Origin of the sequence: Serratia sp. NGAS9, assembly GCF_009905295.1 — a bacterium.
GTDB lineage: Bacteria > Pseudomonadota > Gammaproteobacteria > Enterobacterales > Enterobacteriaceae > Serratia > Serratia bockelmannii.
On the sequence record NZ_CP047605.1, the window covers coordinates 792189 to 816810 of the forward strand.

At 61.1% G+C, this 24622-nt stretch carries 22 protein-coding genes; 13 read left to right on the plus strand and 9 right to left on the minus strand.

Translation table 11 applies throughout. The features are described from left to right. Positions 1 to 40 precede the first annotated feature (40 nt). The 3 genes from GUC32_RS03645 to GUC32_RS03655 are packed head-to-tail and all read left to right on the plus strand — an operon-like array spanning position 41 to position 2859. Entirely contained in the window at positions 41 to 1231 is a 1191-nt protein-coding gene (locus GUC32_RS03645) for an FAD/NAD(P)-binding oxidoreductase (RefSeq protein ID WP_025301600.1), read from the plus strand. Continuing rightward, entirely contained in the window at positions 1228 to 1632 is a 405-nt protein-coding gene (locus GUC32_RS03650) for a hypothetical protein (protein ID WP_080271238.1), read from the plus strand. Before GUC32_RS03645 ends, GUC32_RS03650 begins: the two co-directional genes overlap by 4 nt. Positions 1633 to 1662: 30 nt before the next feature. Further along, positions 1663 to 2859, plus strand: coding sequence for a methionine gamma-lyase (locus GUC32_RS03655; protein WP_369435562.1), 1197 nt, complete (start codon positions 1663 to 1665; stop codon positions 2857 to 2859). A 37-nt stretch (positions 2860 to 2896) separates the two neighbouring features. On the opposite strand, the gene GUC32_RS03660 is transcribed toward GUC32_RS03655, so the two are convergent. From GUC32_RS03660 to GUC32_RS03675, 4 genes are all read right to left on the minus strand, one after another. After that, the gene (locus GUC32_RS03660) at positions 2897 to 4291 is read right to left on the minus strand and encodes an amino acid permease (RefSeq protein WP_025301603.1); all 1395 of its coding nucleotides are present in this window, start codon (positions 4289 to 4291) and stop codon (positions 2897 to 2899) included. A 102-nt stretch (positions 4292 to 4393) separates the two neighbouring features. Beyond that, positions 4394 to 5929 carry a histidine ammonia-lyase gene (gene hutH / locus GUC32_RS03665; protein WP_369435563.1) on the minus strand — a complete coding sequence of 512 codons (1536 nt, stop codon included), beginning with the start codon at positions 5927 to 5929 and terminating at the stop codon, positions 4394 to 4396. Then, complete coding sequence (hutU, locus tag GUC32_RS03670) at positions 5926 to 7617, minus strand: urocanate hydratase (RefSeq protein WP_025159649.1); 1692 nt, start codon at positions 7615 to 7617, stop codon at positions 5926 to 5928. Before hutU ends, hutH begins: the two co-directional genes overlap by 4 nt. Positions 7618 to 7992: 375 nt before the next feature. Next, positions 7993 to 9333, minus strand: a complete 1341-nt coding sequence (locus GUC32_RS03675; RefSeq protein WP_049207202.1) for an aromatic acid/H+ symport family MFS transporter — start codon at positions 9331 to 9333, stop codon at positions 7993 to 7995. A gap of 323 nt (positions 9334 to 9656) precedes the next feature. Between GUC32_RS03675 and queE the strand changes: the two genes are divergently transcribed. Both queE and GUC32_RS03685 read left to right on the plus strand, forming a co-directional pair. Next, positions 9657 to 10328 (plus strand): 7-carboxy-7-deazaguanine synthase QueE, encoded by a 672-nt coding sequence (gene queE / locus GUC32_RS03680; RefSeq protein ID WP_369435564.1) that lies wholly within the window; start codon positions 9657 to 9659, stop codon positions 10326 to 10328. A 43-nt stretch (positions 10329 to 10371) separates the two neighbouring features. Continuing rightward, complete coding sequence (locus GUC32_RS03685) at positions 10372 to 10881, plus strand: GNAT family N-acetyltransferase (protein ID WP_060448153.1); 510 nt, start codon at positions 10372 to 10374, stop codon at positions 10879 to 10881. 26 nt (positions 10882 to 10907) lie between these two features. On the opposite strand, the gene queD is transcribed toward GUC32_RS03685, so the two are convergent. Further along, positions 10908 to 11267, minus strand: coding sequence for a 6-carboxytetrahydropterin synthase QueD (queD, locus tag GUC32_RS03690; RefSeq protein ID WP_025301608.1), 360 nt, complete (start codon positions 11265 to 11267; stop codon positions 10908 to 10910). Positions 11268 to 11703: 436 nt separating this feature from the next. On the opposite strand from queD, the gene cysJ reads away from it, so the two are divergent. From cysJ to GUC32_RS03705, 3 genes are all read left to right on the plus strand, one after another. Next, positions 11704 to 13506: an NADPH-dependent assimilatory sulfite reductase flavoprotein subunit gene (cysJ, locus tag GUC32_RS03695; RefSeq protein ID WP_369435565.1), complete on the plus strand. Its 1803-nt coding sequence runs from the start codon at positions 11704 to 11706 to the stop codon at positions 13504 to 13506. Next, a complete protein-coding gene (cysI, locus tag GUC32_RS03700) occupies positions 13506 to 15221 on the plus strand; it encodes an assimilatory sulfite reductase (NADPH) hemoprotein subunit (RefSeq protein WP_099816572.1) in 1716 nt (571 codons plus the stop codon). Before cysJ ends, cysI begins: the two co-directional genes overlap by 1 nt. 61 nt (positions 15222 to 15282) lie before the next feature. Continuing rightward, positions 15283 to 16017, plus strand: a complete 735-nt coding sequence (locus tag GUC32_RS03705; protein ID WP_016929052.1) for a phosphoadenylyl-sulfate reductase — start codon at positions 15283 to 15285, stop codon at positions 16015 to 16017. Between the two features lie 55 nt (positions 16018 to 16072). Here GUC32_RS03705 and GUC32_RS03710 read toward each other — a convergent pair whose 3' ends face one another. Continuing rightward, positions 16073 to 17143 (minus strand): aminopeptidase, encoded by a 1071-nt coding sequence (locus GUC32_RS03710; RefSeq protein ID WP_142590863.1) that lies wholly within the window; start codon positions 17141 to 17143, stop codon positions 16073 to 16075. A gap of 261 nt (positions 17144 to 17404) precedes the next feature. Between GUC32_RS03710 and cysG the strand changes: the two genes are divergently transcribed. The 5 genes from cysG (at position 17405) to GUC32_RS03735 (ending at position 22244) form a co-directional block, all read left to right on the plus strand. Beyond that, on the plus strand, positions 17405 to 18835 hold the full coding sequence (cysG, locus tag GUC32_RS03715) for a siroheme synthase CysG (RefSeq protein ID WP_043135853.1): 1431 nt from the start codon (positions 17405 to 17407) through the stop codon (positions 18833 to 18835). 22 nt (positions 18836 to 18857) lie between these two features. Continuing rightward, positions 18858 to 19766 (plus strand): sulfate adenylyltransferase subunit CysD, encoded by a 909-nt coding sequence (gene cysD, locus GUC32_RS03720; RefSeq protein WP_004932620.1) that lies wholly within the window; start codon positions 18858 to 18860, stop codon positions 19764 to 19766. 11 nt (positions 19767 to 19777) lie between these two features. Further along, positions 19778 to 21205 carry a sulfate adenylyltransferase subunit CysN gene (gene cysN, locus GUC32_RS03725; protein WP_043135846.1) on the plus strand — a complete coding sequence of 476 codons (1428 nt, stop codon included), beginning with the start codon at positions 19778 to 19780 and terminating at the stop codon, positions 21203 to 21205. Then, on the plus strand, positions 21144 to 21833 hold the full coding sequence (cysC, locus tag GUC32_RS03730; RefSeq protein WP_080287102.1) for an adenylyl-sulfate kinase: 690 nt from the start codon (positions 21144 to 21146) through the stop codon (positions 21831 to 21833). The genes cysN and cysC overlap by 62 nt, the downstream gene beginning before the upstream one ends. An 84-nt stretch (positions 21834 to 21917) precedes the next feature. Continuing rightward, positions 21918 to 22244, plus strand: a complete 327-nt coding sequence (locus GUC32_RS03735; RefSeq protein ID WP_025301616.1) for a DUF3561 family protein — start codon at positions 21918 to 21920, stop codon at positions 22242 to 22244. A gap of 52 nt (positions 22245 to 22296) precedes the next feature. On the opposite strand, the gene GUC32_RS03740 is transcribed toward GUC32_RS03735, so the two are convergent. From GUC32_RS03740 to GUC32_RS03750, 3 genes are all read right to left on the minus strand, one after another. Next, positions 22297 to 23019: an amino acid ABC transporter ATP-binding protein gene (locus GUC32_RS03740; protein ID WP_230489618.1), complete on the minus strand. Its 723-nt coding sequence runs from the start codon at positions 23017 to 23019 to the stop codon at positions 22297 to 22299. Continuing rightward, on the minus strand, positions 23003 to 23722 hold the full coding sequence (locus GUC32_RS03745; RefSeq protein ID WP_042706788.1) for an amino acid ABC transporter permease: 720 nt from the start codon (positions 23720 to 23722) through the stop codon (positions 23003 to 23005). The genes GUC32_RS03740 and GUC32_RS03745 overlap by 17 nt, the downstream gene beginning before the upstream one ends. A gap of 114 nt (positions 23723 to 23836) precedes the next feature. Next, positions 23837 to 24607 (minus strand): basic amino acid ABC transporter substrate-binding protein, encoded by a 771-nt coding sequence (locus GUC32_RS03750; RefSeq protein ID WP_025301618.1) that lies wholly within the window; start codon positions 24605 to 24607, stop codon positions 23837 to 23839. Positions 24608 to 24622 lie beyond the last annotated feature (15 nt).

A 24622-nucleotide genomic window follows, 5' to 3' on the forward strand; every position in this document is an offset into this window, starting at 1 on the left:
TTAATACTGCCGGCTTGCTGGCCGGTTGAGCGGGGGCTTGATGCGACAGCGAATCATCATTATCGGCGGTGGAACCGGCGGCACCATCCTGGCCAATTTATTGGCCGCAAAATTACACCAAGAGATTATTAATAATAAAGTCGAGTTATTAATGATATCGGATTCGCCGCTGCATTATTACAAGCCGGCGTTTATGTATGTGGCGTTCAATGCTTTTTTCAAGCAAGAGCTCACGCGTTCACAGCGGAGTTTATTGCGGCCTGAAATACAGTTTATTGTTGATAAAGCGCAATCTTTCGATTTAAAACAGCGAAGTATAGCTACGCAAAGCGGTAAAATTTATTCCTATGACTTTCTGGTCTTTGCTACCGGCTGTGTCCCTTGGCCAGAGCGCATCGAAGGATTGGCGCAGGCGGGCGATCATTTTTATCAGTATCAGGCCGCCAGGCGGCTGGCGCATAAGCTGGCGACGATCGAAAAAGGCCGAATTTTCATCACCGTGTCCTTCCCCGAAACGCCCAACGTGCCCCATCAGTGCGGCATTGCGCCGATCGAAACCACCTTGATGCTGGACGACTACCTGCGGCGGCGCGGCGTGCGCAAGGCGGTAGAGATTGTGTACACCTACCCGACCATTTCCCAACTGCTGCGCAACTGCCTGTTTTTGCAGCGGCCGACCGGCGAAGCGCTGCCCGCCATTTTTGCCGCGCGCGACATTCGCCACCAGCGTGGGTTTACCCTCAGCCGGGTAGACGCCCAGCGTAACATCGCCTATTCCGCCGAAGGGGAAGAACAGCCGTTCGACATTCTGATGGCAACGCCGCCGATTCGCGCAGTCGAGGCGGTGCGCAATACCGGGTTGAGCGAGAGTCAAAACGGCGAAGGCTGGCTGCCAACCGATCATCAAACGCTGCAGGTCTACGGCCAGCAGGGCGTATATGTGATCGGCGATACCGTGGATTTGCCGGTCAGCAAGGCCGGCGGCTCTTGCCATAATCAGGCGCCGGTCATTGCCGACAACATCGTGGCGGAAATGCGGCTGGGCCAGCCCGTGAGCCATTACGATGGCAAGGTGCAGGCGGTCGCGCAAATGGGGCTGAATGCTGGCATGCCGCTGGTCTACGACTACCGGCATGACGTACTGCCGACGCCCGCCACCAAGGTAGGCGGCATGCTGCGTAATGGGTTTAACCGCGGCCTTTACTGGGCCACGGTAAGGGGGCTGATATGACGGAAAGCACGGTGCATGCGGCGGACCTGCAATCATTGGCGGCGTTGCTCGAGAAATTGCAGCCGCTGCTGGCGGGCGGGCGGTTGGATAACGTGGTCGATCTGTTGTCGCTGTTGTCGGACGTGGTGGATATCGCCGACAACGCGCTGGTGGAGAAACTGGCCGGCGTGTTTGAAGGGCTGGTTACGGTCGGTTGGGAGGGGGGGACTGCGTTGCAGATGGCGCACAGCGAGCTGCAATTGAATCCTCCGCCGGCCAGTTTTCGCGCGCTGTACGCCTTGCTGAAGCAGCCGGATACCCTGCTGGGGTTGACGCTGCTGCTGCGTACTTTACAAATCATCGGCCAGCGCACGCGAGACAGCGCATTGCCGCCGGCCCTTTCGGATGAATCAACGAATTAAGCTTCACCCACTCAGGTAAGGAGTTGTGTTATGTCCGCTACAGCAGTTGGCCACGACTTTGCCACCCGGGCTATTCATTACGGCTACGATCCTCAGCGGTATCAGGGGGCACTGTCTCCGCCGGTGTTTATGAGCTCTACGTTTGCTTTTCCCACCGCGGAATACGGCGGTGCCTGCTTTGCCGGCACCGAGCCGGGGTACTTTTATTCGCGCATCGCCAATCCGACGTTAACCCTGCTCGAGCAACGCATCGCCAACCTGGAGGAGGGGGAGGCGGCGGTGGCGTTCGCTTCCGGTATGGGGGCGATCACCGCGTGTTGCTGGACGCTGCTCAGACCGGGCGATGAGCTGATTGTCGATGAAACCGTCTATGGCTGTACCTTCAGCTACTTTCATCATGGCCTGGCACGCTTCGGCGTCAAGATAACCCACGTTGACCTGACCCGGCCGGAGCGGCTGGCGTCGGCCATGGGTCCGCATACCCGACTGGTGTATTGCGAAACCCCGGCCAATCCCAATATGCGCTTGGTCGATATCGCCGCCGTAGCGGAGATCGCCCATCGGCATCAGGCGCTGCTGCTGGTGGACAACACCTACTGCACGCCCTATCTACAGCGACCCTTGGCGTTAGGTGCCGATATCGTGGTGCACTCGGCGACCAAGTACCTCGGCGGGCACGGCGATCTCTTGGCCGGGATAGTGGTGACGCGTCAGGCGTTGGCCGAGGCGATCCGTCTGGAGGGGCTAAAGGACATGAACGGGGCGGTACTGTCGGCGCAGGATGCCGCGCTGGTGCTGCGTGGGATAAAAACCTTGCCGCTGCGCATGGATCGTCATTGCGATAACGCGCAGCGCCTGGCAGAGATGTTGGCGGAGCATCCGGCGGTCGAGCAGGTGTATTACCCCGGCCTGGCGAACTTCCCGCAGCATGCGTTGGCGCAGCGGCAAATGGCGCGCCCCGGCGGCATGCTGGCGTTTGAACTGCGGGGCGGCCTGCGTGCAGGCATTCGCTTCCTCAATGCGCTGCAGCTCATTTTGCGCGCGGTCAGCCTGGGCGATTGCGAAAGCCTGGCGCAACACCCGGCCAGCATGACGCACTCGGCCTACACGCCGGAAGAGCGGAAACGGCACCACATCAGCGAGGGGCTGGTGCGGCTGTCCGCCGGGCTGGAGGCGTTTGACGATCTGCAGGCCGATATCCTGCAGGCGCTGGCGCAAGCGCAATAAAAAAACCCGCCGCAGCGGGTTTTATCAACAGCGGGCGTTACATCTGTTGCGTCGCCGCGGTCACCGGCGAGCCGCCGCCTTTTTTGCGCACCCACAGCCAGTAAGCCACGGTGAGTAAAGCGATCCACACCAGCCCGACGTACAGCGCGATGCGGCTCTCTTCGAAGTAGCCGAGCAGGCCGATGACGAACGCCATAAAGGCGGTCGCCAATGCCGGCGCCACCGGCCACCACGGCACCGGGAAGCTCAACTGACGAGTTTCTTCCGGCGACAGCGTGCGGCGCATGACGATCTGCGACAGCAGGATCATCAGCCACACCCAGACGGTGGCGAAGGTGGCGATCGAGGCGATGATCATGAAGACCTTCTCCGGGATCAGGTAGTTGAGCACCACCGCCAGCAGCAGGGCGACCGACATCACCAGCACCGTCATCCACGGCACGCCGCTGGCGGTCAGTTTGGTGAAGCTGCGCGGCGCCTGGCCGTCCTGCGCCATGCCGTACATCATGCGGCCGGCGCCGAAGATGTCGCTGTTGATGGCCGAGATGGCCGCGGTGATCACCACCACGTTCAGCACGTTGGCGGCGGAGCTGATGCCAAGGTTGCTGAAAATCTCGACGAACGGGCTGCCGTTCTGGCCGATGCTGTTCCACGGATAGATCGCCATCAGCACCGTCAGCGTCAGCACGTAAAACAGCAGGATGCGCACCGGCACGGCGTTGATCGCCTTCGGCAGCACTTTGGCGGGGTCTTTCGCCTCGCTGGCGGTAATGCCGATGATCTCGATGCCGCCGAAGGCGAACATCACCACCGCCAATGACGCGACCACGCCGCCGAAGCCGTTAGGCATAAAGCCGCCGTGCTGCCACAGGTTGCTGATACCGGTGGCGTGTTGGGTCTGCCCGAAACCGAACAGCATCACCGCCGCACCGCCGACGATCATCGCCACGATGGCGGCGACCTTGACCAGCGACAGCCAGAACTCCAGCTCGCCGAAGACCTTGACGCTGCACAGGTTGAGCGCGCCAATAAACAGGATGATGCTGAGCACCCAAACCCACTGAGCGACGTCCGGGAACCACAGCCCCATATAGATGCCGAAGGCGGTGACGTCCGCCAGGGCGACGATCACCATTTCAAAGGTGTAGGTCCAGCCGGTGAGGAACCCGGCCAGCGGGCCGAGGTAGTGGCTGGCGTAGTGGCCGAACGAGCCGGAAACCGGCTGGTGTACCGCCATTTCACCCAGCGCGCGCATCACCATGAACACCGCCGCGCCGCCCACCAGGTAGGCCAGCAGCACGGCCGGGCCGGCCAGCTGGATGGCGCCGGCGGAGCCATAGAACAGGCCGGTGCCGATCGCCGAGCCGAGAGCCATGAAACGGATATGCCGCGCGTTTAGTCCGCGTCTGAGTTGTGTCGTTTCGTTACGCATGTTGTTTCCCGTTAAGTGTTTGCCGAACAGGCACGCGCTGCCCGCGCCGGGTGGAATGCACCCGGCGGGGCAGAACAAACTGCGTGATTCAGTGTGTGATGATTATGCCTGGCTAGGCAGCAGCGCCGCAGGCAGCAGCGATGTCAGGTGACCGGCCGCCAAAAGTTGGCTGGCGGCTTCAATGTCGGGGGCGAAGAAACGATCCTTGTCGTAGAAACTGACATGCTCGCGCAGCAGACGGCGCGCCTGCTCCAGACCTTCCGAGGTCTTCAGGCCGTTGCGGAAATCCAGGCCCTGGCAGGCGGCCAGCCATTCGACCGCCAGAATGCCGCGCACGTTGTCCGCCATGCTCCACAGGCGGCGACCGGCGGCCGGCGCCATGGAGACGTGGTCTTCCTGGTTGGCGGAGGTCGGGATGCTGTCGACGCTCGACGGATGCGCCAGCGCTTTGTTTTCGCTGGCCAGCGCCGCGGCGGTGACCTGGGCGATCATGAAGCCGGAGTTCACGCCGCCGTTTTCCACCAGGAACGGCGGCAGTTGCGACATGTGTTTGTCCATCATCAGCGAGATGCGGCGTTCGGACAGCGAACCGATTTCGGCAAACGCCAGCGCCAGGTTATCGGCGGCCATCGCTACCGGTTCGGCGTGGAAGTTGCCGCCGGACAGCACGTCGCCCTGTTCGGCGAACACCAGCGGGTTATCGGAGACGGCGTTGGCTTCGATTTCCAGCACCTCGGCGGCCTGGCGGATCTGCGTCAGGCAGGCGCCCATCACCTGTGGCTGGCAGCGCAGGGAGTAAGGATCCTGCACTTTTTCGCAGTTGCGGTGCGAGTCGGAGACTTCGCTGCGCGCGCCGAGCAGGTGGCGATAGGCGAGGGCGGCGTCGATCTGGCCGCGCTGGCCGCGCACCTCGTGGATACGCGCATCGAACGGGCTGCGAGAGCCCAGCGCCGCTTCCACCGTCAGACTGCCCGCCACGGTCGCAGCGGCGAACAGATCTTCGGCATCGAACAGGCCGCGCAGCGCGAAGGCGGCGGAGACTTGGGTGCCGTTCAGCAGCGCCAGGCCCTCTTTCGCCGCCAGCGTCAGCGGTTTCAGGCCGGCTTTGGCCAGCGCTTCGGTCGCCGGCAGCCATTGGCCCTGATGGCGCGCCTGGCCTTCGCCCAGCAACACCAGGCTCATGTGCGCCAGCGGCGCCAGGTCGCCGGAGGCGCCGACTGAGCCTTTCAGCGGAATATGCGGATAAACTTCGGCGTTGACCAGCGCGATCAGCGCCTGAATGACTTCCAGACGAATGCCGGAGAAGCCGCGCGACAGGCTGTTGATCTTCAGCACCATGATCAGGCGCACCAGGTCGTCGTCGGTCGGCTCGCCCACGCCGGCGGCGTGTGACAGCACGATCGAACGCTGCAGGTTTTCCAAATCGTCGCGGGCGATGCGGGTCGAAGCCAGTAGGCCAAACCCGGTGTTGATGCCGTAAGTGGTGCGGTTTTCTTCAACGATGCGTTCCACGCAGGCCACGCTCTGTTGGATAGGGCCGTAGGCGTTGTCGTCCAGCGTCAGCGTCACCGGATGTTGATACACGTCGCGTAGCTGGGCCAGCGTCAGTTTGCCCGGGCGAATAGTCAGCGCTTTCATGCTTTTTCTCCTTGGGTCGCGGCAACCATCGGCAGGTTCAGGCCTTGCTCGCGGGCGCAGTCGATAGCGATATCGTAACCGGCGTCGGCGTGACGCATGACCCCGGTAGCCGGGTCATTGTGCAAGACGCGGGCGATGCGCTCGGCGGCCTCGTCGGTGCCGTCGCAGACGATCACCATGCCGGAGTGTTGGGAGAAGCCCATGCCGACGCCGCCGCCGTGGTGCAGGGAAACCCAGGTGGCGCCGCTGGCGGTGTTCAGCAGGGCGTTCAGCAGCGGCCAGTCGGAAACCGCATCGGAACCGTCTTTCATCGCTTCGGTTTCACGGTTCGGGCTGGAAACGGAGCCGGAATCCAGGTGGTCGCGGCCGATGACGATCGGGGCGGACAGTTCGCCGCGGCGTACCATCTCGTTGAACGCCAGGCCCAGCTTGGCGCGCTGGCCGAGGCCAACCCAGCAGATGCGCGCCGGCAGGCCCTGGAAGCTGATGCGCTCGCGCGCCATGTCCAGCCAGCGGTGCAGGTGTTCGTCATCCGGGATCAGCTCTTTCACCATGGCGTCGGTTTTGTAGATGTCCTGCGGATCGCCGGACAGCGCCGCCCAGCGGAACGGCCCGATACCGCGGCAGAACAGCGGACGGATGTAGGCCGGCACGAAGCCCGGAAAGTCGAAGGCGTTGTCGACGCCGGTTTCTTTCGCCATCTGGCGAATGTTGTTGCCGTAGTCGAAGGTTGGCACGCCCATCTGCTGGAACGCCAGCATGGCTTTGACGTGATCGGCCATCGACTGCTTGGCGGCGGCGACCACTTTGGCCGGCTCGGTTTGCGCGCGCTGGCGATACTCTTCCCAGCTCCAGCCCTTCGGCAGGTAGCCGTTCAGCGGATCGTGGGCGCTGGTCTGGTCGGTGACCATGTCCGGGCGCACGCCGCGGCGCACCAGCTCAGGCAGGATTTCCGCCGCGTTGCCGCACAGAGCGATGGAGATGGCTTTGCCTTCTGAGGTGTATTTCTTGATGCGGGCCAGCGCGTCGTCCAGATCTTTGGCCTGCTCATCGACGTAGCGGGTTTTCAGACGGAAATCGATGCGGCTCTGCTGACATTCGATGTTCAGCGAGCAGGCGCCCGCCAGCGTCGCGGCCAGCGGCTGCGCGCCGCCCATGCCGCCCAGACCGGCGGTCAGCACCCAGCGCCCCTGCAGGCTGCCGTCGTAGTGCTGGCGGCCCGCTTCAACGAAGGTTTCATAGGTGCCCTGAACGATGCCCTGGCTGCCGATGTAGATCCAGCTGCCGGCGGTCATCTGGCCGTACATCGCCAGGCCTTTGGCGTCCAGCTCGTTGAAGTGTTCCCAGGTTGCCCAGTGCGGCACCAGGTTGGAGTTGGCGATCAGCACGCGTGGCGCGTTGCTGTGGGTTTTGAAGACGCCGACCGGTTTGCCGGACTGCACCAGCAGGGTTTCGTCTTCTTCCAGCGTTTTCAGGGTTTCGACGATCTTGTCGTAGCAATCCCAGTCGCGCGCGGCGCGGCCGATGCCGCCGTACACCACCAGCTCGTGTGGGTTCTCCGCAACTTCAGGATCGAGGTTGTTCATCAGCATGCGTAACGGCGCTTCGGTCAGCCAGCTTTTTGCGTTTAATTGTGTGCCGCGTGGCGCGCGTACATCGACATTGCGAACTTTGTTATTTGTAGTCACAGCAGTTTCCTCAAACAGTATCGGTGCAGATTCCATGCCGCGGTGGGGATGAGTACCACGGCATAACAATGCATAGGGCTTATTAACATATACTTGTATGTACAAGCATATGCAACACTGACCAGTTGCCGCTGAAAAGTGGCATAAGAAAAAGTTATTTTCTTTTTATATCAGGTTGATATGCGATTTTTTATCGCCGGTCTCAGGTACGGAAAGCCGGAGAAAAGTGAGCTGTTCGGCAAAAATGAATTAAAATTGACTCATTTTTGGGCGGCTAGTCACAATATTTTTACAGTCTGATTACAGTTGACGGCGCAGGATAAAAAAGCCCTATCACCGAAGGAAGAAAGCCCGCCGTGGGCGGGCTAGCAAGGGTCAGGCGGCCGGCTGCAGCGTCGGTTTGCGGCTCATCTTGCACACCGTGGCGATGGCGGCGATCAGCGCCGGCACGCACAGGAACATCAGGATGCTCTGCACTTCCCACTGCATCGCCAGCAGTTGGGCGCCCATCATGGTGCCGGCGACGCCGCCGAAGCGGCCGATGCCCTGCATCCAGGCGATGCCGGTGGCGCGGCTGTGGGTCGGGTAGAAGGTCGCCGCCAGCGTTTGCAGCCCGGACTGCGCGCCGTTCATGGTGACGCCCATCAGGAAGATGAAGGCGCCCAGCAGCACGATCTGTTTATCTTCGGTGGCCATCGCCACGATCAGCAGGGCGGTGACGACAAAGCCGCTCGAGACCACTTTATGCGCATTCCAGCGATCCATCAGCCAGCCGGCCACCAGAATGCCCAGCGTGCCGCCGAAGGTGAACAGCGAGGTGAGCATCGCCGATTGTTCCAACTGGTAACCCAATCCCTGCATCAGGATCGGCATCCAGCTCAGCAACACGTAGTAGATCACCAACCCCATAAAGTAGGTCAGCCACAGCATCAGCGTGCCGAGCAGATAGGGGCGGCTGAACAGCAGGCCGACGCTGGTTTTGGTCTGCGCCAGCTTCTCTTCGTACAGGTAAAAACGCGTCACGCCGTCGAGGCTCCGGTTGACGAAACGCTGCGCGATGCGTTTGATCTTCGCCGCATCCTGGCCGCGGTTAACCATATATTTAACCGACTCCGGCAGCAGCAGGATCAGCAGAACCGTCAATACCAGCGGCGCAATGGCGCCGAGCAGCAGCACACTGTGCCAGCCGTAGCTCGGGATCAGCCACGATGAAATGGCGCCGCCGCCGGCTGCGCCCAGCGGAAAGCCGCAGTACATGGTGTTGATCGCCAGCGAACGGCAGCGCTGCGGCGCGTATTCGGAGATCAAGGTAATGGCGTTGGGCATCGCCGCCCCCAGCCCGAGGCCGGTGAGGAAGCGCCACAGCGTCAGGCTGTTGAGCGAACCGGCGTAGGCGGTGGCCAGGCTCGACAGGCCGAAGAACAGGCAGGAAAACACCAGCACGCGCTTGCGGCCGATGCGGTCGGAGATCGGCCCGGCGATCAGCGCGCCGAGCGACAGCCCCAGCAGTGCGGCGCTCAGCACCGGCCCCAGATCCTGTTTGACGATGCCCCAGTCTTTGGCGACCGAGGGGGCGATATAGCCCATGGCGGCGGTATCGAAACCGTCGATGGCGAGGATCAGAAATCCGAGAATGATCAGGGTCCAGTGAAACAGCGAAAACTTGCTGTCGTCGATGGCCTGTTGAATGTTTAACTCGCTGGTGGAATGAGTCATGGCACCCTCTAAACGCAGATGTAGTCGTGATGGAACGTGGCCGAAACTGGCGCTCGGCTTGTGTTTGCTTGTATATACATCTGCGTGTCAGCGCTTTATGTCAAATATAATTATCTTATTTGTTAACTGCGTGTTGTTTTCTGTGGAGCAGGTTGCACCGCCGATGAAAGGCCAAAGACCGGTTAACAAATTAAATGAACGCCATTGGCGGTGAGATATGCTGATGGCGGCGCGGAGGATAAAATTTAATACAATTTTGGCCGTTTGGTCGCCGGGCCGGAATCTGCGATAATCGCTTTTTACTTTTCCAGATTGAGAAACCGATGCAGTACCCGATCAACGAGATGTTCCAAACCTTGCAGGGCGAAGGCTTTTTCACCGGCGTGCCGGCCATTTTCATCCGCCTGCAGGGCTGCCCGGTAGGGTGCAGCTGGTGCGACACCAAACATACCTGGGAAAAGGAAGCCCATCGGGAAGTCGACCTGCAACGGATCCTGGTCAAAACAGAAGAGAGCGACGCCTGGGGCAATGCCAGCGCCGAGCAGCTGTTGGCGGTGATGCGCCAACAAGGCTACACCGCGCGTCATGTGGTGATCACCGGCGGCGAACCCTGCATTTACGATCTGGCGCCGCTGACCGAGCTGTTCGAACAGCACGGCTACCGTTGCCAGATTGAGACCAGCGGCACCCACGAAATTCGCTGCTCCGCCAACACCTGGGTGACGGTTTCACCCAAGGTGAATATGCGCGGCGGCATGAAGGTGCTGGATCAGGCGCTGCGGCGCGCTGACGAGGTGAAGCATCCGGTGGCGCGCGAGCGCGACATCGAGGCGCTGGATGCGCTGCTGGCGACGTTGCAGGATGACAAGGCGCGGATTATCGCGCTGCAACCGATCAGCCAGAAAGAAGAGGCGACCGGCCTGTGCATCGAAACCTGCATTGCGCGCAATTGGCGGCTGTCGATGCAGACCCACAAATATCTGAATATCGCCTGAGTTTTTTATTGGCCGCAGGCCTTCGAACGGGACGGGAGTTACGGTGAAAATTGTATCGCGTGCATTCGAGGCGGTGACGGAAGCGGAATTGCGGTCGATTCGCTCGCTGTTGTCCGACGCTTTCCCCGAGATAACCGACGGATTTTATCGGCGGCAGGTGCCGGTTTGCCTGGTGACCGCCGCGGAAGGCGAGGTGATCGTCGGCCAATTGGCGGTGCATAAGCGGCCGGTGTTGATTGACGGTGAGACCGAGGTGATCGGCATCATCGGGCTGGTGGCCGTGGCACACACGCATCGGCGCCGCGGCGTGGCCGCAAACATGCTGGTGAAGGCGCATGACTATTTGCGCAGTAAAGGGATCGCGTATTCCATACTGTTTGCGGTAAGCGAAAAGTACTATACCGGCGCCGGCTATCGGGCGATGGAAAACGAGACGGCGTTCATTGAGGATGGCGAGAGCAAAACGTTTGTCTATCGCGGGGGAATGGTGCTGAGCCTGTCGGAAAGGCCCTGGGTGGCGCGGCGCCTGGATCTGCAAGGCGAGGTAGTGTGAGGGTATCTGCACATACCCTCACGGCATCAACCTTTATATACGCATCCCGCCGTACAGGTCTCTTTCACCATCACCGCAGTCAGTTCCGGTAACTGAGGCTTGAGCTGCTGCCAAATCCAGGCGGCGAGCACTTCGCTGGTGGGATTTTCCAATCCTGGAATATCGTTCAGATAATGGTGATCCAGCCGCTCCCAGATCGGGGAAAACACAGCCTTGAGCTCGGCGAAATCCATCACCCAACCGGTGTGGGGATCCACGTCACCGGTCACTTCCAGACGCACCATAAACGAATGCCCATGCAGACGGCCGCATTTGTGGCCCTCCGGTACATGCGGCAAACGGTGTGCGGCTTCAAACTGAAAATCTTTAAACAGCGTGGTTGCCATTATTACGGCCTCATTGACTCAAAAACCGCCGCATAGTACCGGAAAGCGCGCCTGCTTGCCATTTATACCGTTATGGTCTACCGCCACGGCAAACGCACCCGGTTAACACTTTTTTTGTTTGGTGTCTGCGGCACCTATCGGCTGGGGTTATGAGCCGAAATGTTGAACGGTGAAAAAATGATGAAAAAAAGTGCTTTATTTTCATCTGGATAAAAAACTTTGTTTAACGGTTTAAGCGTTATCCCTTACCAGAAAAACAGCTTAGTCATTTTGGTTATGATTTATTGCTATCCCTTATTTAATCGTTGCTATTCTGCTCGGTAACCTTACAAACTCTCCTGATCTTTTCCGCACACCCGACGCAGCGAAGAGACAGCGACTGGCACTGGCGCGCGCCTGGCAGGAAAGGCGCTAAGTATAGGAAATAAGTACAGCAATGACGACTCAGGCTCCTCCAACATCTTTGCTCCCGCTGACGCCCGAACAGCTGGCGCGCTTACAGGCGACGATCGGCGACTATTCGCCGACGCAGCTGGCGTGGCTGTCCGGTTATTTTTGGGGCATGGTCAATCAACAGCCCGGAGCCGTGGCCATTGCGCCTGCCGCCCCTGCGGCTGCGGCCGCCATCACCATCATTTCCGCTTCGCAGACCGGCAATGCGCGCCGCCTGGCGGAGCAGTTGCGCGACGATCTGTTGGCCGCCAATCTGAGCGCCACGTTGGTCAGCGCCGGCGACTACAAGTTCAAACAGATAGCGCAAGAGCGCCTGTTGGTGATCGTCGCCTCCACACAAGGGGAAGGCGAACCGGCGGAAGAAGCGGTGGCGCTGCATAAATTCCTGTTCTCGAAGAAGGCGCCGAAGCTCAATGACACCGCGTTTGCGGTGTTCGGGTTAGGCGACACCTCTTATGAGAATTTCTGCCAGTCAGGTAAAGATTTCGACGGCAAGCTGGCCGAGCTGGGTGCCGAGCGCCTGGTGGAGCGCGTAGATGCCGACGTGGAGTACCAGGAGCTGGCCGCCGCCTGGCGCAAACAGGTGGTGTCGGTGCTGAAGGCGCGCGCGCCGGCGGAAAGCGCTGCGCCGGGCGTGTTGGCCAGCGGCGCGGTTGACCTGATCGACAGCAGTCCGTACAGCAAGGAACAACCGCTCACCGCCCAACTGGCGGTCAAGCAGAAAATTACCGGCCGCGCGTCGGATAAAGACGTGCGCCATATCGAGATCGATCTGGGCGACTCCGGCCTGCGCTATCAGCCGGGCGATGCGCTCGGCGTATGGTTCGACAACGATCCGGCGCTGGTGGACGAACTGGTGCAGCTGTTGTGGCTGAAAGGCGACGAGCCGGTCGAGGTGGAAGGGCAGACCCTGCCGCTGGCGCAGGCGCTGCGCAGCCATTTCGAACTGACGCAGAACACCACGCCGATCGTCGATAAATACGCCGCGCTGTCGCGCGACGAAACGCTGATCGGTCTGTTGGCGGATAAGGCTGCGCTACAGCAGTATGCGCACAACACGCCGATCGTCGACATGGTGCGCCAGGCGCCGGCGGATCTGAGCGCCGAACAGCTGGTCGGGCTGCTGCGTCCGCTGACGCCGCGCCTGTACTCCATCGCCTCTTCGCAGGCGGAGAACGAAAGAGAAGTGCACATCACCGTGGGCGTGGTGCGTTACGACATCGACGGGCGCGCCCGCAGCGGCGGCGCCTCCGGCTTCCTGGCGGATCGCCTGGAGGAAGACGGTGACGTGCGTGTGTTTATCGAGCACAACGACAACTTCCGCCTGCCGGCCAATCCGGAAGCGCCGGTGATCATGATTGGCCCGGGCACCGGCATCGCGCCGTTCCGCGCCTTTATGCAGCAGCGCGACGCCGACGGCGCCGGCGGCAAGAACTGGCTGTTCTTCGGCAACCCGCACTTTACCGAAGATTTCCTGTACCAGGTCGAATGGCAGCGCTACGTGAAAGACGGCCTGCTGACCCGCATCGATCTGGCCTGGTCCCGTGACCAGCAACATAAAATATACGTACAAGACAAACTGCGCGAACAGGGCGCAGAAGTGTGGCGCTGGATTCAGGAAGGCGCGCACATTTACGTCTGCGGCGATGCCAATCGCATGGCGAAAGACGTGGAAAACACATTACTGGAACTGGTGGCCGAGCACGGTGGCATGGATACCGAGCAGGCGGATGAATTTTTAAGTGAGCTGCGCCTTGAGCGCCGTTATCAGCGAGATGTTTACTGATGAGTGATAAACACCCCGGGCCTTTGGTAGTCGAAGGCAAACTGGCCGATGCGGAGCGCATGAAGAAGGAAAGCAACTTCCTGCGTGGCACCATCGCCGAAGATTTGAACGACGGCCTGACCGGCGGCTTCAACGGCGACAACTTCCTGCTGATCCGTTTTCACGGCATGTACCAGCAGGATGACCGTGACATTCGTGCCGAACGCGCCGAGCAGAAGCTGGAGCCGCGCCACGCCATGATGCTGCGCTGTCGCCTGCCGGGCGGCGTCATCAGCCCGCAGCAGTGGCTGGGCATCGACAAGTTCGCGCAGGAGAGCACGCTGTACGGCAGCATTCGCATCACCAACCGCCAAACGTTCCAGTTTCACGGCATTCTGAAAGGCAACGTCAAACCGGTGCACCAGTTGCTGAATCGCCTGGGGTTGGACGCGCTGGCGACCGCCAACGACGTGAACCGCAACGTGCTGTGCACCTCCAACCCGGTGGAGTCCGAGCTGCATCAGGAAGCCTACGAGTGGGCGAAGAAGATCTCCGAACACCTGCTGCCGCGCACCCGCGCCTACGCCGAGGTGTGGCTGGATCAGGAAAAGGTGGCCACCACCGACGAAGAACCGATTCTGGGGCCGACCTACCTGCCGCGCAAATTTAAAACCACGGTGGTGATCCCGCCACAGAACGACGTCGATCTGCACGCCAACGACATGAACTTTGTGGCGATCGCCGAAAACGGCAAGCTGGTAGGCTTCAACCTGCTGGTGGGCGGCGGGCTGTCCATCGAACACGGCAACAAGAAAACCTACGCGCGCCAGGCCAGCGAGTTCGGCTACATTCCGCTTGAACATACGCTGGCGGTAGCGGAAGCGGTGGTGACCACGCAGCGCGACTGGGGCAACCGCACCGATCGCAAGAACGCCAAGACCAAATACACGCTGGAGCGCGTCGGGGTAGATGCTTTCCGCGCCGAAGTGGAAAAGCGCGCCGGCATTACTTTCGCGCCGATCCGGCCGTATGAATTCACCGGCCGCGGCGATCGCATCGGTTGGGTGAAGGGCATCGACGATCAATGGCACCTGACGCTGTTTATCGAGAACGGCCGCCTGCTGGACTATCCGGGGCGCCCGCTGAAGACCGGCATGGCGGAGATCGCCAAGATCCATAAAGGTGACTTCCGTCTGACGGCGAACCAAAACGTGATCATCGCCGGCGTGCCGGAAAGCGAGAAGGCGAAGATCGAAGCCTTGGCGCGCGATCATGGCCTGATCGACGACGAGATCAGCGAGCAACGCAAGAATTCTATGGCCTGCGTGTCGTTCCCGACCTGCCCGCTGGCGATGGCGGAGGCCGAGCGCTTCCTGCCGCAGTTCGTCACCAAGGTGGAAGGGATCATGCATCGGCACGGGGTGGGCGACGAGCATATCGTGCTGCGCATCACCGGCTGCCCGAACGGCTGCGGCCGCGCGCTGCTGGCGGAGCTGGGGCTGGTGGGCAAGGCGGTCGGCCGTTATAACCTGCATTTGGGCGGCAACCGCGAAGGCACGCGCATTCCGCGCATGTACCGCGAGAACATCAACGAAGACGAGATCCTGAACGAGATCGACCTGTTGGTGGGGCGCTGGGCGGAGGAGCGCAACGGCGGCGAAGGCTTCGGCGACTTCACCGTGCGTGCGGGCATCGTCAAACCGGTGCTGGATCCGGCGCGAGATTTCTGGGAGTGAGGCCGGGCGGCCTCTGGGCAGAGGGGCCGCGCAGGTAATTTCAAGCATCAGGAGAGACAACATGGCTGAATTCGATCTGGCGGCGCTGAACGCGTTGCCCAAATCCGGGCAGGCGCTGGCATTGGCGGTAGTCAACGGCCAACTGGAGACCCTCAGCGCCGAACAGCGCGTTGCATGGGCGCTGGAGCATCTGCCCGGCGAGTTCGTACTCTCGTCCAGTTTCGGCATTCAGGCGGCGGTATGTCTGCACCTGGTGACGCGCATCCGGCCGGATATCCCGGTGATCCTGACCGACACCGGTTACCTGTTCCCGGAAACCTATCGCTTTATCGATCAACTGACCGACCAGCTGAAGCTGAATCTGCAGGTGTTCCGCGCCGAACAGTCTCCCGCCTGGCAAGAGGCGCGCTATGGCAAGCTGTGGGAACAGGGCGTGGAAGGGATTGAAAAGTACAACCAGATCAACAAGGTTGAGCCGATGAACCGCGCGCTGGAGACGCTGGGGGCGCAGAGCTGGTTCGCCGGTCTGCGGCGCGAGCAGTCCGGTAGCCGCGCCAATCTGCCGGTGCTGGCGGTGCAGCGTGGGGTGTTCAAGATCCTGCCGATCATCGACTGGGACAACCGCAAGATTTACCAGTATCTGACCGAACACGGGCTGAGTTATCACCCGCTGTGGGAACAGGGCTACCTGTCGGTAGGCGATACCCACACCACCCAGAAATGGGAGCCGGGCATGAGTGAGGAAGAGACGCGTTTCTTCGGCCTGAAGCGCGAGTGCGGTCTGCACGAAGGCTAAAAGAGGCGAATCACCCGACAGGGCTCAGCAATGCTGGGCCCTGTTTTTTTGTAGGCTACTTTTTCTTTTGTGCTTTCGGCGGGTGCGCCTGCGCCAACTCTTTGATCAGCGGCAGCAGGATCTGCACGCTGTCGCGGCTGCGTTTGTCGATCCGCCCCGGCAGATAGCGATCCAGATACTGCAGGTTGTCGTATTGCGGGCGGTGCCAGGTGATGCCCTGCGGGAAGTGCGGGCTGACGGCGCGCTGCTGATAGCCGTCCTTCTCCCCCAACGACCAGTTGGTGGCCTCTACCGACAATACCGGGATGCCTGCGGCATCGAACACCTCTTGATCGGAGCAGCAGCCGGTGCCCTGCGGATGCTGTGCGCTGCCTGGATTGGTGGCGGCGGCGATGCCGTAGCGATGGGCGATATCCAGCGCGCGATCGCGGGAGCGCTTCGCCATCTGCGGCGGCGAGTTGCGCCCGGCGTTGAAGTACAGCCGATCGCCAGTGATCAGGCTGTCGAGATTGATCACCAGCACGGTGTTGCTTTTCTCTTCCGCACTCATTCGCTGCAGGTAGTTCTGCGCCCCCAGCGAACCGAGCTCTTCGGCGCTGGTGGCGACGAAGCGCAGGCCGTAGGCGGTGGGGATGTTCTTCAGGCGTTCCGCCAGTTCCAGCATTACGCCGATGCCGGAGGCGTTGTCGTCGACGCCCTGCAGCGTCAGGCCACCGAGGTTGTTATCCAGATCCTCGTCGCTCTGCGGCGTATAGGTGTCGAAGTGGGCGACGACCACGATTTGTTTCGGGCTGTCGCCGTTGCGGGCGGCGATCACCGAGCTGGCGGTGACGTTGTTCCAGTTCTTCTTGCCGTCTTTGCTGGTGTAGAGATAGCGCGTATTGACGCTGCGAATATCGCTTTGGTAACCCATCTTGCTGAATTGCTGCTTCAGGTAGTCGGCGGTGAGCAATTCGGCCGGGCTGCCCGCCATGCGGCCGGGGAAGTAAGTGGCGATGTGGCGGGTCTGTTCGGCGGCGAAACGGCCCATTGGCGCGTCTTTTACGGGCTGTGCGGCACACACGCTGAAGACGCCGCCGAGTGCGAGGGCCAGCAGGCTGGTCTTCAGGTAAAAACGGGAAAACATACCGAAAAATCCTTCTTTGCTATCGGCGCTGCCGATCATTTTTCTTCGGCACCCAGTATGAGACGCCGGGCGGCATTACACAATTTCCCTGTCTCTTAATTTTCGCGCCAACGCGCAAACTGCTGTCGTGAGTATCACCGTTTGCCTTCGGCGTTGCGGCCTATATTCCATAAAGGAACTAATCATTCCTTTTCGTCATTTCAGAGGCTAAATCTCAGCCCGTATAGTCACACTATCTTTCTGTTATATGAAAAGGCTGTTGTGGACTATCTACCAATATTCGCCGACCTGAAACAACGTCCGGTACTGGTCGTTGGCGGTGGTGACGTGGCGGCGCGCAAAGTCGATCTGCTTCAGCGCGCCGGGGCTGAAATACGGATAGTTGCGCAGTCGCTCTCACCGGAACTGGAACAACAACGTCAGCAAGGGCAGGTGCTCTGGCTGGGGAAAAGCTTTGATCCGCAGCAGCTGGACGACGTGTTTCTGGCGATCGCCGCCACGGACGACAACGCGCTGAACGCCGCGGTGTTCGCCGAGGCGGATAAACGCCGGGTGCTGGCCAACGTGGTGGACGATCAGCCGCGTTGTTCGTTCATCTTCCCGTCGATCATCGATCGCTCGCCGCTGGTGGTGGCCGTATCGTCCAGCGGCCAGGCGCCGGTGCTGGCGCGGTTGCTGCGCGAAAAGCTGGAGGCGTTGCTACCCGCCAGTTTGGGGCAGATGGCGCAGGTGGCGGGCCGCTGGCGCGGCCAGGTCAAACAGCGGCTGGCCTCGATTGGCGAGCGTCGCCGTTTCTGGGAGAAAACCTTTGGCGGTCGTTTCGCCACGCTGGTGGCCAACGGCCAGACGGCGCAGGCGGAACGGCAGCTGGAGCAGGATTTGCACCGCTTCGCCGCAGGCGATGAAGGCGCGCAGGGCGAGATCGCTCTGGTGGGCGCCGGGCCGGGCGACGTGGGGCTGTTGACCCTGCGTGGGCTGCAGGTGATGCAGCAGGCGGACGTGGTGCTGTATGACCATCTGGTCAGCGGCGAAATCCTCGATCTGGTGCGCCGTGACGCCGAACGCATCTGCGTGGGCAAGCGCGCCGGCGCGCACTCGGTGATCCAGGAGGAGACCAATCGGCTGCTGGTGGAACTGGCGCAGCAGGGCAAACGCGTGGTGCGCCTCAAGGGTGGCGATCCGTTCATCTTTGGCCGCGGCGGCGAAGAGCTGCAGGTGGCTGCCGCCGCCGGCATCCCGTTCCAGGTGGTGCCGGGCGTCACGGCCGCCGCGGGGGCGACCGCCTACGCCGGCATTCCGCTGACGCACCGCGACCACGCGCAGAGCGTGACCTTTATCACCGGCCACTGCCGCCCCGACGGCGATGGCCTGGACTGGGCCGATCTGGCTCGGGCGCGGCAGACGTTGGCTATCTATATGGGCACGATGAAGGCGGCGGACATTAGCCAGCGGCTGATCGCCCACGGTCGCGCTGCCGCGACGCCGGTGGCGGTGATCAGCCGCGGCACGCGCGCCGATCAGCAGGTGCAGATCGGCACGCTGGAACAACTGGAACACCTGGCCCAACAGGCGCCGCTGCCGGCGCTGTTGGTGATCGGCGAAGTGGTGGAACTGCACCATCAAATCGCCTGGTTCGGGCATCAATCGCAGACGGAAGGGGCAGCGCGCCCGGCCGTCGTGAATTTGGCATAGGCAAGGCTTTTAAGGACCTGTTATGGACGAAAAACGACTCACTCATTTGCGGCAATTGGAGGCGGAGAGTATCCATATCATCCGTGAAGTCGCCGCTGAATTCGCCAACCCGGTGATGCTGTATTCCATCGGCAAAGACTCTTCCGTGATGCTGCATCTGGCGCGCAAGGCGTTCTTCCCCGGCACGCTGCCGTTCCCGCTGCTGCACGTCGATACCGGCTGGAAATTCCGCGAAATGTACGAATTCCGCGATCGCACCGCGAAGGAGTACGGCTTCGAGCTGCTGGTGCATAAAAACCCGGAAGGGGTGGCGATGGGCATTAACCCGTTCGTGCACGGCAGCGCCAAGCATACCGACATCATGAAGACCGAGGGCCTGAAGCAGGCGCTGAACAAGTACGGTTTCGACGCCGCCTTCGGCGGTGCGCGGCGCGACGAGGAGAAATCGCGCGCCAAAGAGCGCATCTATTCGTTCCGCGATCGCTTCCACCGCTGGGATCCGAAAAACCAACGGCCGGAGCTGTGGCACAACTACAACGGCCAGATCAACAAAGGGGAGAGCATCCGCGTCTTCCCGCTGTCGAACTGGACCGAGCTGGATATCTGGCAGTACATCTTCCTGGAAAAGATCGACATCGTGCCGCTGTACCTGGCGAAACCACGCCCGGTGGTGGAGCGCGACGGCATGCTGATGATGGTGGACGACGATCGCATCGATCTGCAGCCGGGCGAAGTGATCAGCCAGCGCATGGTGCGTTTCCGCACCCTGGGGTGCTGGCCGCTGACCGGCGCGGTGGACTCGCAGGCGCAAACCCTGCCGGAGATCATCGAAGAAATGCTGGTCTCCACCACCAGTGAACGCCAGGGGCGGATGATCGATCGCGATCAGTCCGGCTCGATGGAGCTGAAAAAGCGTCAAGGGTATTTCTAAGGAGCCGCCGGATGAACAACGCAATTGCACAACAAATCGCTGACCAGGGCGGCGTCGAGTCCTATCTGCACGCGCAGCAGCACAAGAGCCTGCTGCGCTTTCTGACCTGCGGCAGCGTCGACGACGGCAAAAGCACCCTGATCGGCCGCCTGCTGCACGATACCCGCCAGATCTACGAGGATCAGCTGTCGACGCTGCACAGCGACAGCAAACGCATCGGCACCCAGGGCGAGAAGCTCGATCTGGCGCTGCTGGTGGACGGCCTGCAGGCCGAGCGCGAACAAGGCATCACCATCGACGTGGCCTATCGCTACTTCTCGACCGAAAAACGCAAGTTTATCATCGCCGATACCCCGGGGCATGAGCAGTACACCCGCAACATGGCCACCGGTGCCTCTACCTGCGATCTAGCGATCCTGCTGATCGACGCTCGCAAAGGGGTGCTGGATCAGACTCGCCGCCACAGCTTTATCGCGACCCTGCTGGGCATTCGCCATCTGGTGGTCGCGGTGAACAAGATGGATCTGGTGGACTATCAGGAAGCGGTGTTCGAGCAGTTCAAACAGGATTACCTGACCTTCGCCCAGCAGCTGCCAGGCGACCTGGACATCAAATTTGTGCCGCTGTCGGCGCTGGACGGCGACAACGTGGCGAGCGAAAGCGCCCATATGCCGTGGTACAGCGGCCCGACGCTGCTGGAAGTGCTGGAGAGCGTTGACGTGATCAGCGAGCGAGAAAACCAGCCGCTGCGTTTCCCGGTGCAGTACGTCAACCGCCCGAACCTCGATTTTCGCGGCTATGCCGGCACGCTGTCTGCCGGCGTGGTGCGGGTGGGGCAACGGGTCAAAGTGCTGCCTTCCGGTGTGGAGTCCAGCGTGGCGCGCATCGTGACCTTCGACGGCGATCTGCAAGAAGCGGTGCCGGGCGAGGCGATTACGCTGGTGCTGAAGGATGAAGTGGACATCAGCCGGGGCGATCTGCTGGTCGACGCTGGCGAAAGTCTGCAGGCGGCGCAGAGCGCGCTGGTGGACGTAGTATGGATGGCCGAGCAGCCGTTGGTGCCGGGCCAGAGCTACGACATCAAGATCGCCGGTAAAAAGACCCGCGCACGCGTGGAGAGCATCCGTCATCAGGTGGAGATCAATACGCTGACGCAGCATCCGGCCGACACGTTGCCGCTCAACGGCATCGGATTGGTGGAACTGACCTTCGACGAACCGCTGGTGCTGGACAGCTACCAGAACAATCACGACACCGGCGGGCTGATCTTTATCGATCGCATGAGCAACGTGACGGTTGGTGCCGGTCTGGTGCGTGAGACGCTGCAGGCCGCATCGGCGGCGCGCGGCGAATTCAGCGCCTTCGAGCTGGAGCTGAATGCGCTGGTGCGCAAGCACTTCCCGCACTGGGGCGCGCGCGATCTGCTCGGTGGCCGATAAGGTGGCCGTTGAACTGAGGGCGACCGGGCCGGACGACGAAAATGTGGTTTGGCATCCGCACGCGGTGACGCGCGCGGATCGCGAAGCGCGCAACGGCCATCGCGGCGCGGTGCTGTGGTTTACCGGGCTGTCCGGCTCGGGCAAATCCACCGTCGCCGGCACGCTGGAGCAGGCGCTGCATGGGCTCGGCGTCAGCACCTACCTGCTGGACGGCGATAACGTGCGCCATGGCCTGTGCCGCGATCTCGGCTTCTCCGACGAGGATCGGCGCGAGAACATTCGCCGGGTGGGGGAAGTGGCCAAGCTGATGGTGGACGCCGGGCTGGTGGTGCTGACCGCGTTCATTTCGCCGCACCGCGCCGAGCGGCAAATGGTGCGCGAGATGCTCGGCGACGATCGCTTTATCGAGGTGTTTGTCGATACGCCGTTGGCGATCTGCGAGGCGCGCGATCCGAAGGGATTGTATAAGAAAGCGCGCGCCGGCGAGCTGCGCAATTTCACCGGTATCGACGCGGTTTACGAGGCGCCGCAGCAGCCGGAAATCCACCTTGATGGCCAACAATTGGTAACAAATTTGATTGCGCAATTGTTAGACGTGTTGCGTGGTCAGGCTATTATCAAACCCTGAATTCAAAAAAAGCGTGTGGCGTTTTTCGCCATGCGCTTTTTACTCTAAGCCGCCGCAGAGCGAGCCGAATAACCAGGGATCACTATGCAAAATGTCACGCCTATCTTGATCGACGCCAAGCAGTCAAAACAGGAGAGAGAGGAGCCTTCTTATTCTTTCCTGGGCGGCGTTAGCGGCTTTGTTTTCTACTGGCTGGCGTTCGCGTTGCCGTTTCTGGTTTACGGTTCCAACACGCTGTTTTTCCTGCTCTATACCTGGCCATTCTTCCTGGCGCTGATGCCGCTGTCGGTGCTGATCGGCATCACCCTCAGCATGCTGTTGCGCGGTCGTCTGATTTTGACGCTGCTGCTGACCGGCACCATTGTGCTGTGCCTGTTCTGGCTGGTGTTCAGCTTCCTGACCGGGTGGTAAGAGAGCGGGCGCCGATGCCGGCGCCCGAAGGATTGCAAAGCGGTGCCGAAGGTTACAAAACTTTGCTTAGAAATGCCTGAGTGCGCGGATTGGTCGGATGGCTGAAGATCTGCTGCGGCACCCCTTCTTCCTGAATGATCCCCTGATCGATAAACAGCACCCGGTCGGCCACCTCGCGGGCAAAGCCCATCTCATGCGTTACCACCACCATGGTCATGCCCTCGTGGGCCAGCGATTTCATCACTGCCAATACTTCGCCCACCAGCTCCGGATCGAGCGCGGAGGTCGGTTCGTCGAACAGCATGATCTTCGGCTCCATCGCCAGCGCGCGGGCGATCGCCACCCGCTGCTGCTGGCCGCCGGACAGGCTGTTGGGGTAGGCGTCAATCTTGTCGAGCAGGCCGACCTTGCGCAGCAGCTGTTCAGCTTGCGTAATGGCTTCGGCGCGCGGCAGTTTCTTCACGCTTACCGGTGCCATGATGATGTTTTCCAACACCGTCATGTGCGGGAACAGGTTGAAGCGCTGAAATACCATGCCCACGCTTTCACGCATTTTGTTCAGGTCGGTTTTCTGATCGTGGACGGCGAAGCCATTCACCTCGATCTCGCCGCCGGAGAGCGTTTCCAGCGCGTTGATGCAGCGCAGGAAGGTGCTCTTCCCTGAGCCGGAAGGGCCGATGACGCACACCACTTCATTGGCGGCGATCTGACAGGAAATGCCGCGCAGCACGTGGCTTTCGCCGAACTGTTTTTGCAGGTTATGTACGCGAATCACTTTTACCGAACCTCTTTTCCATGTGTTGCACCAGCAGCGAGAGCAGGAAGGTGATGACCCAATAGACCAGCGAAATGGTCAGATAGGGCTCCCAGTAAGTGGCGTAGGCGCCGGAGACGGTACGGGCGGCATAGGCCAGATCCGCCAGGCCGATGGCGGAGGCCAGCGACGAATCCTTGACGATCGCGATGGCGTTGTTGCCCAGCGGCGGCAGCATGCGGCGGAAGGCCTGCGGCAAGATAACCTGTCGCATGGTCTTGCCGTAGCTCATGCCCAGCGAACGCGAAGCCTCCATCTGACCGCGATCGATCGATTGGATCCCGGCGCGGAAGATCTCCGACACATAGGCGCCGGCGTTGAGCGTGATCGCCACCACGCAGGAAAGAAAGGCACCGTAGTCGGCGCGCAGAGCACGGGCGAAATCGACGCTCATCAGGCCGCTGGTGACCAACAGGCCGTCGCGCGGATTGATGAACAGCGGCACCAATGCAAAGTGCACCACCATGATCTGCACGAACAGCGGCGTGCCGCGAAAGGCGCTGATGTAGATGCGTACCGGCCACTGAACGCCGTAATGCAGGATGGGTTTCCAGATGCCGTGCGGCGCCTGCGCCAAGCGGCCCAGCCCGAGGATCAAGCCCCAGGTGGTGCCCAGCAGCACGCAGATAATGGTGCATTTGATGGTCATCCAGGCGCCTTCCATAAACAACGGCGCGTATTCCTGGATGATCTCCCAGCGGAAGTTCAAAGGGTGTTCCTTCTTGGTAGGCTGAAACGGTGGCGCGCCGACGCCCATGCGGGCGCCGGCGGCAGGGCATTATTCCGCCGGCAGCGTCGGTACGTTGCTGTCGAACCAGGTTTGGTAGATCTTGGCGTAGGTGCCGTCGGCGACGATTTTCTTCAGGCCGGCGTTGATTTTGTTGCGCAGCTCATCGTTGCCTTTGGCGACGGCGATGCCGAAATACTGGCGCTCAAACTTGGCGTCGGGCACCAACTTGAAGGCTTTCTCAGGGTGGGTTTTGATATAGAACTTGGCCACGCCGACGTCGCCGACCGCCGCGCCGATGCCGTCTTCATACAGCTCCTGCAGCATCAGCGGGGTATTGTCGAAGCGCTTGATGGCGGTGCTGTTTTTACCCAGCACGTCGGACACCACGATGTCGCCGGTGCTGGAGTTCACCACGCCGACCTTCAGCGCCTTCAGCGCGGCGATGGAGTCCACCGTCGAGTCTTGCGGCACCACGATAGCCTGTTCGGCCGGGAAGTAAGGCGCCGAGAAATCAACCATTTGCTTGCGCTTGTCGGTGATGGTGATGCCGGAAATGATGATGTCGCGATCGCCGGAATTCAACGTGGCGAAGATCCCCTCCCACGGCGTATTGATCAGTTTGATTTGGAAGCCTTCGGCTTTGGCCACCGCTTTGATGATGTCGATGTCGAAACCTTCCAGCTGCTTTTGGCTGTTTTCAAACTCGAACGGCCGATAGGTGCCGCCGGAGCCGACGACGTAGGTCGTTTCAGCCGCTAACGCGGCGGTGGAGAAGGTGGCGGCCAGGCAGGCGCCGATCAGAACTAAACGTTTTAACATCGCGATCCCCGATAA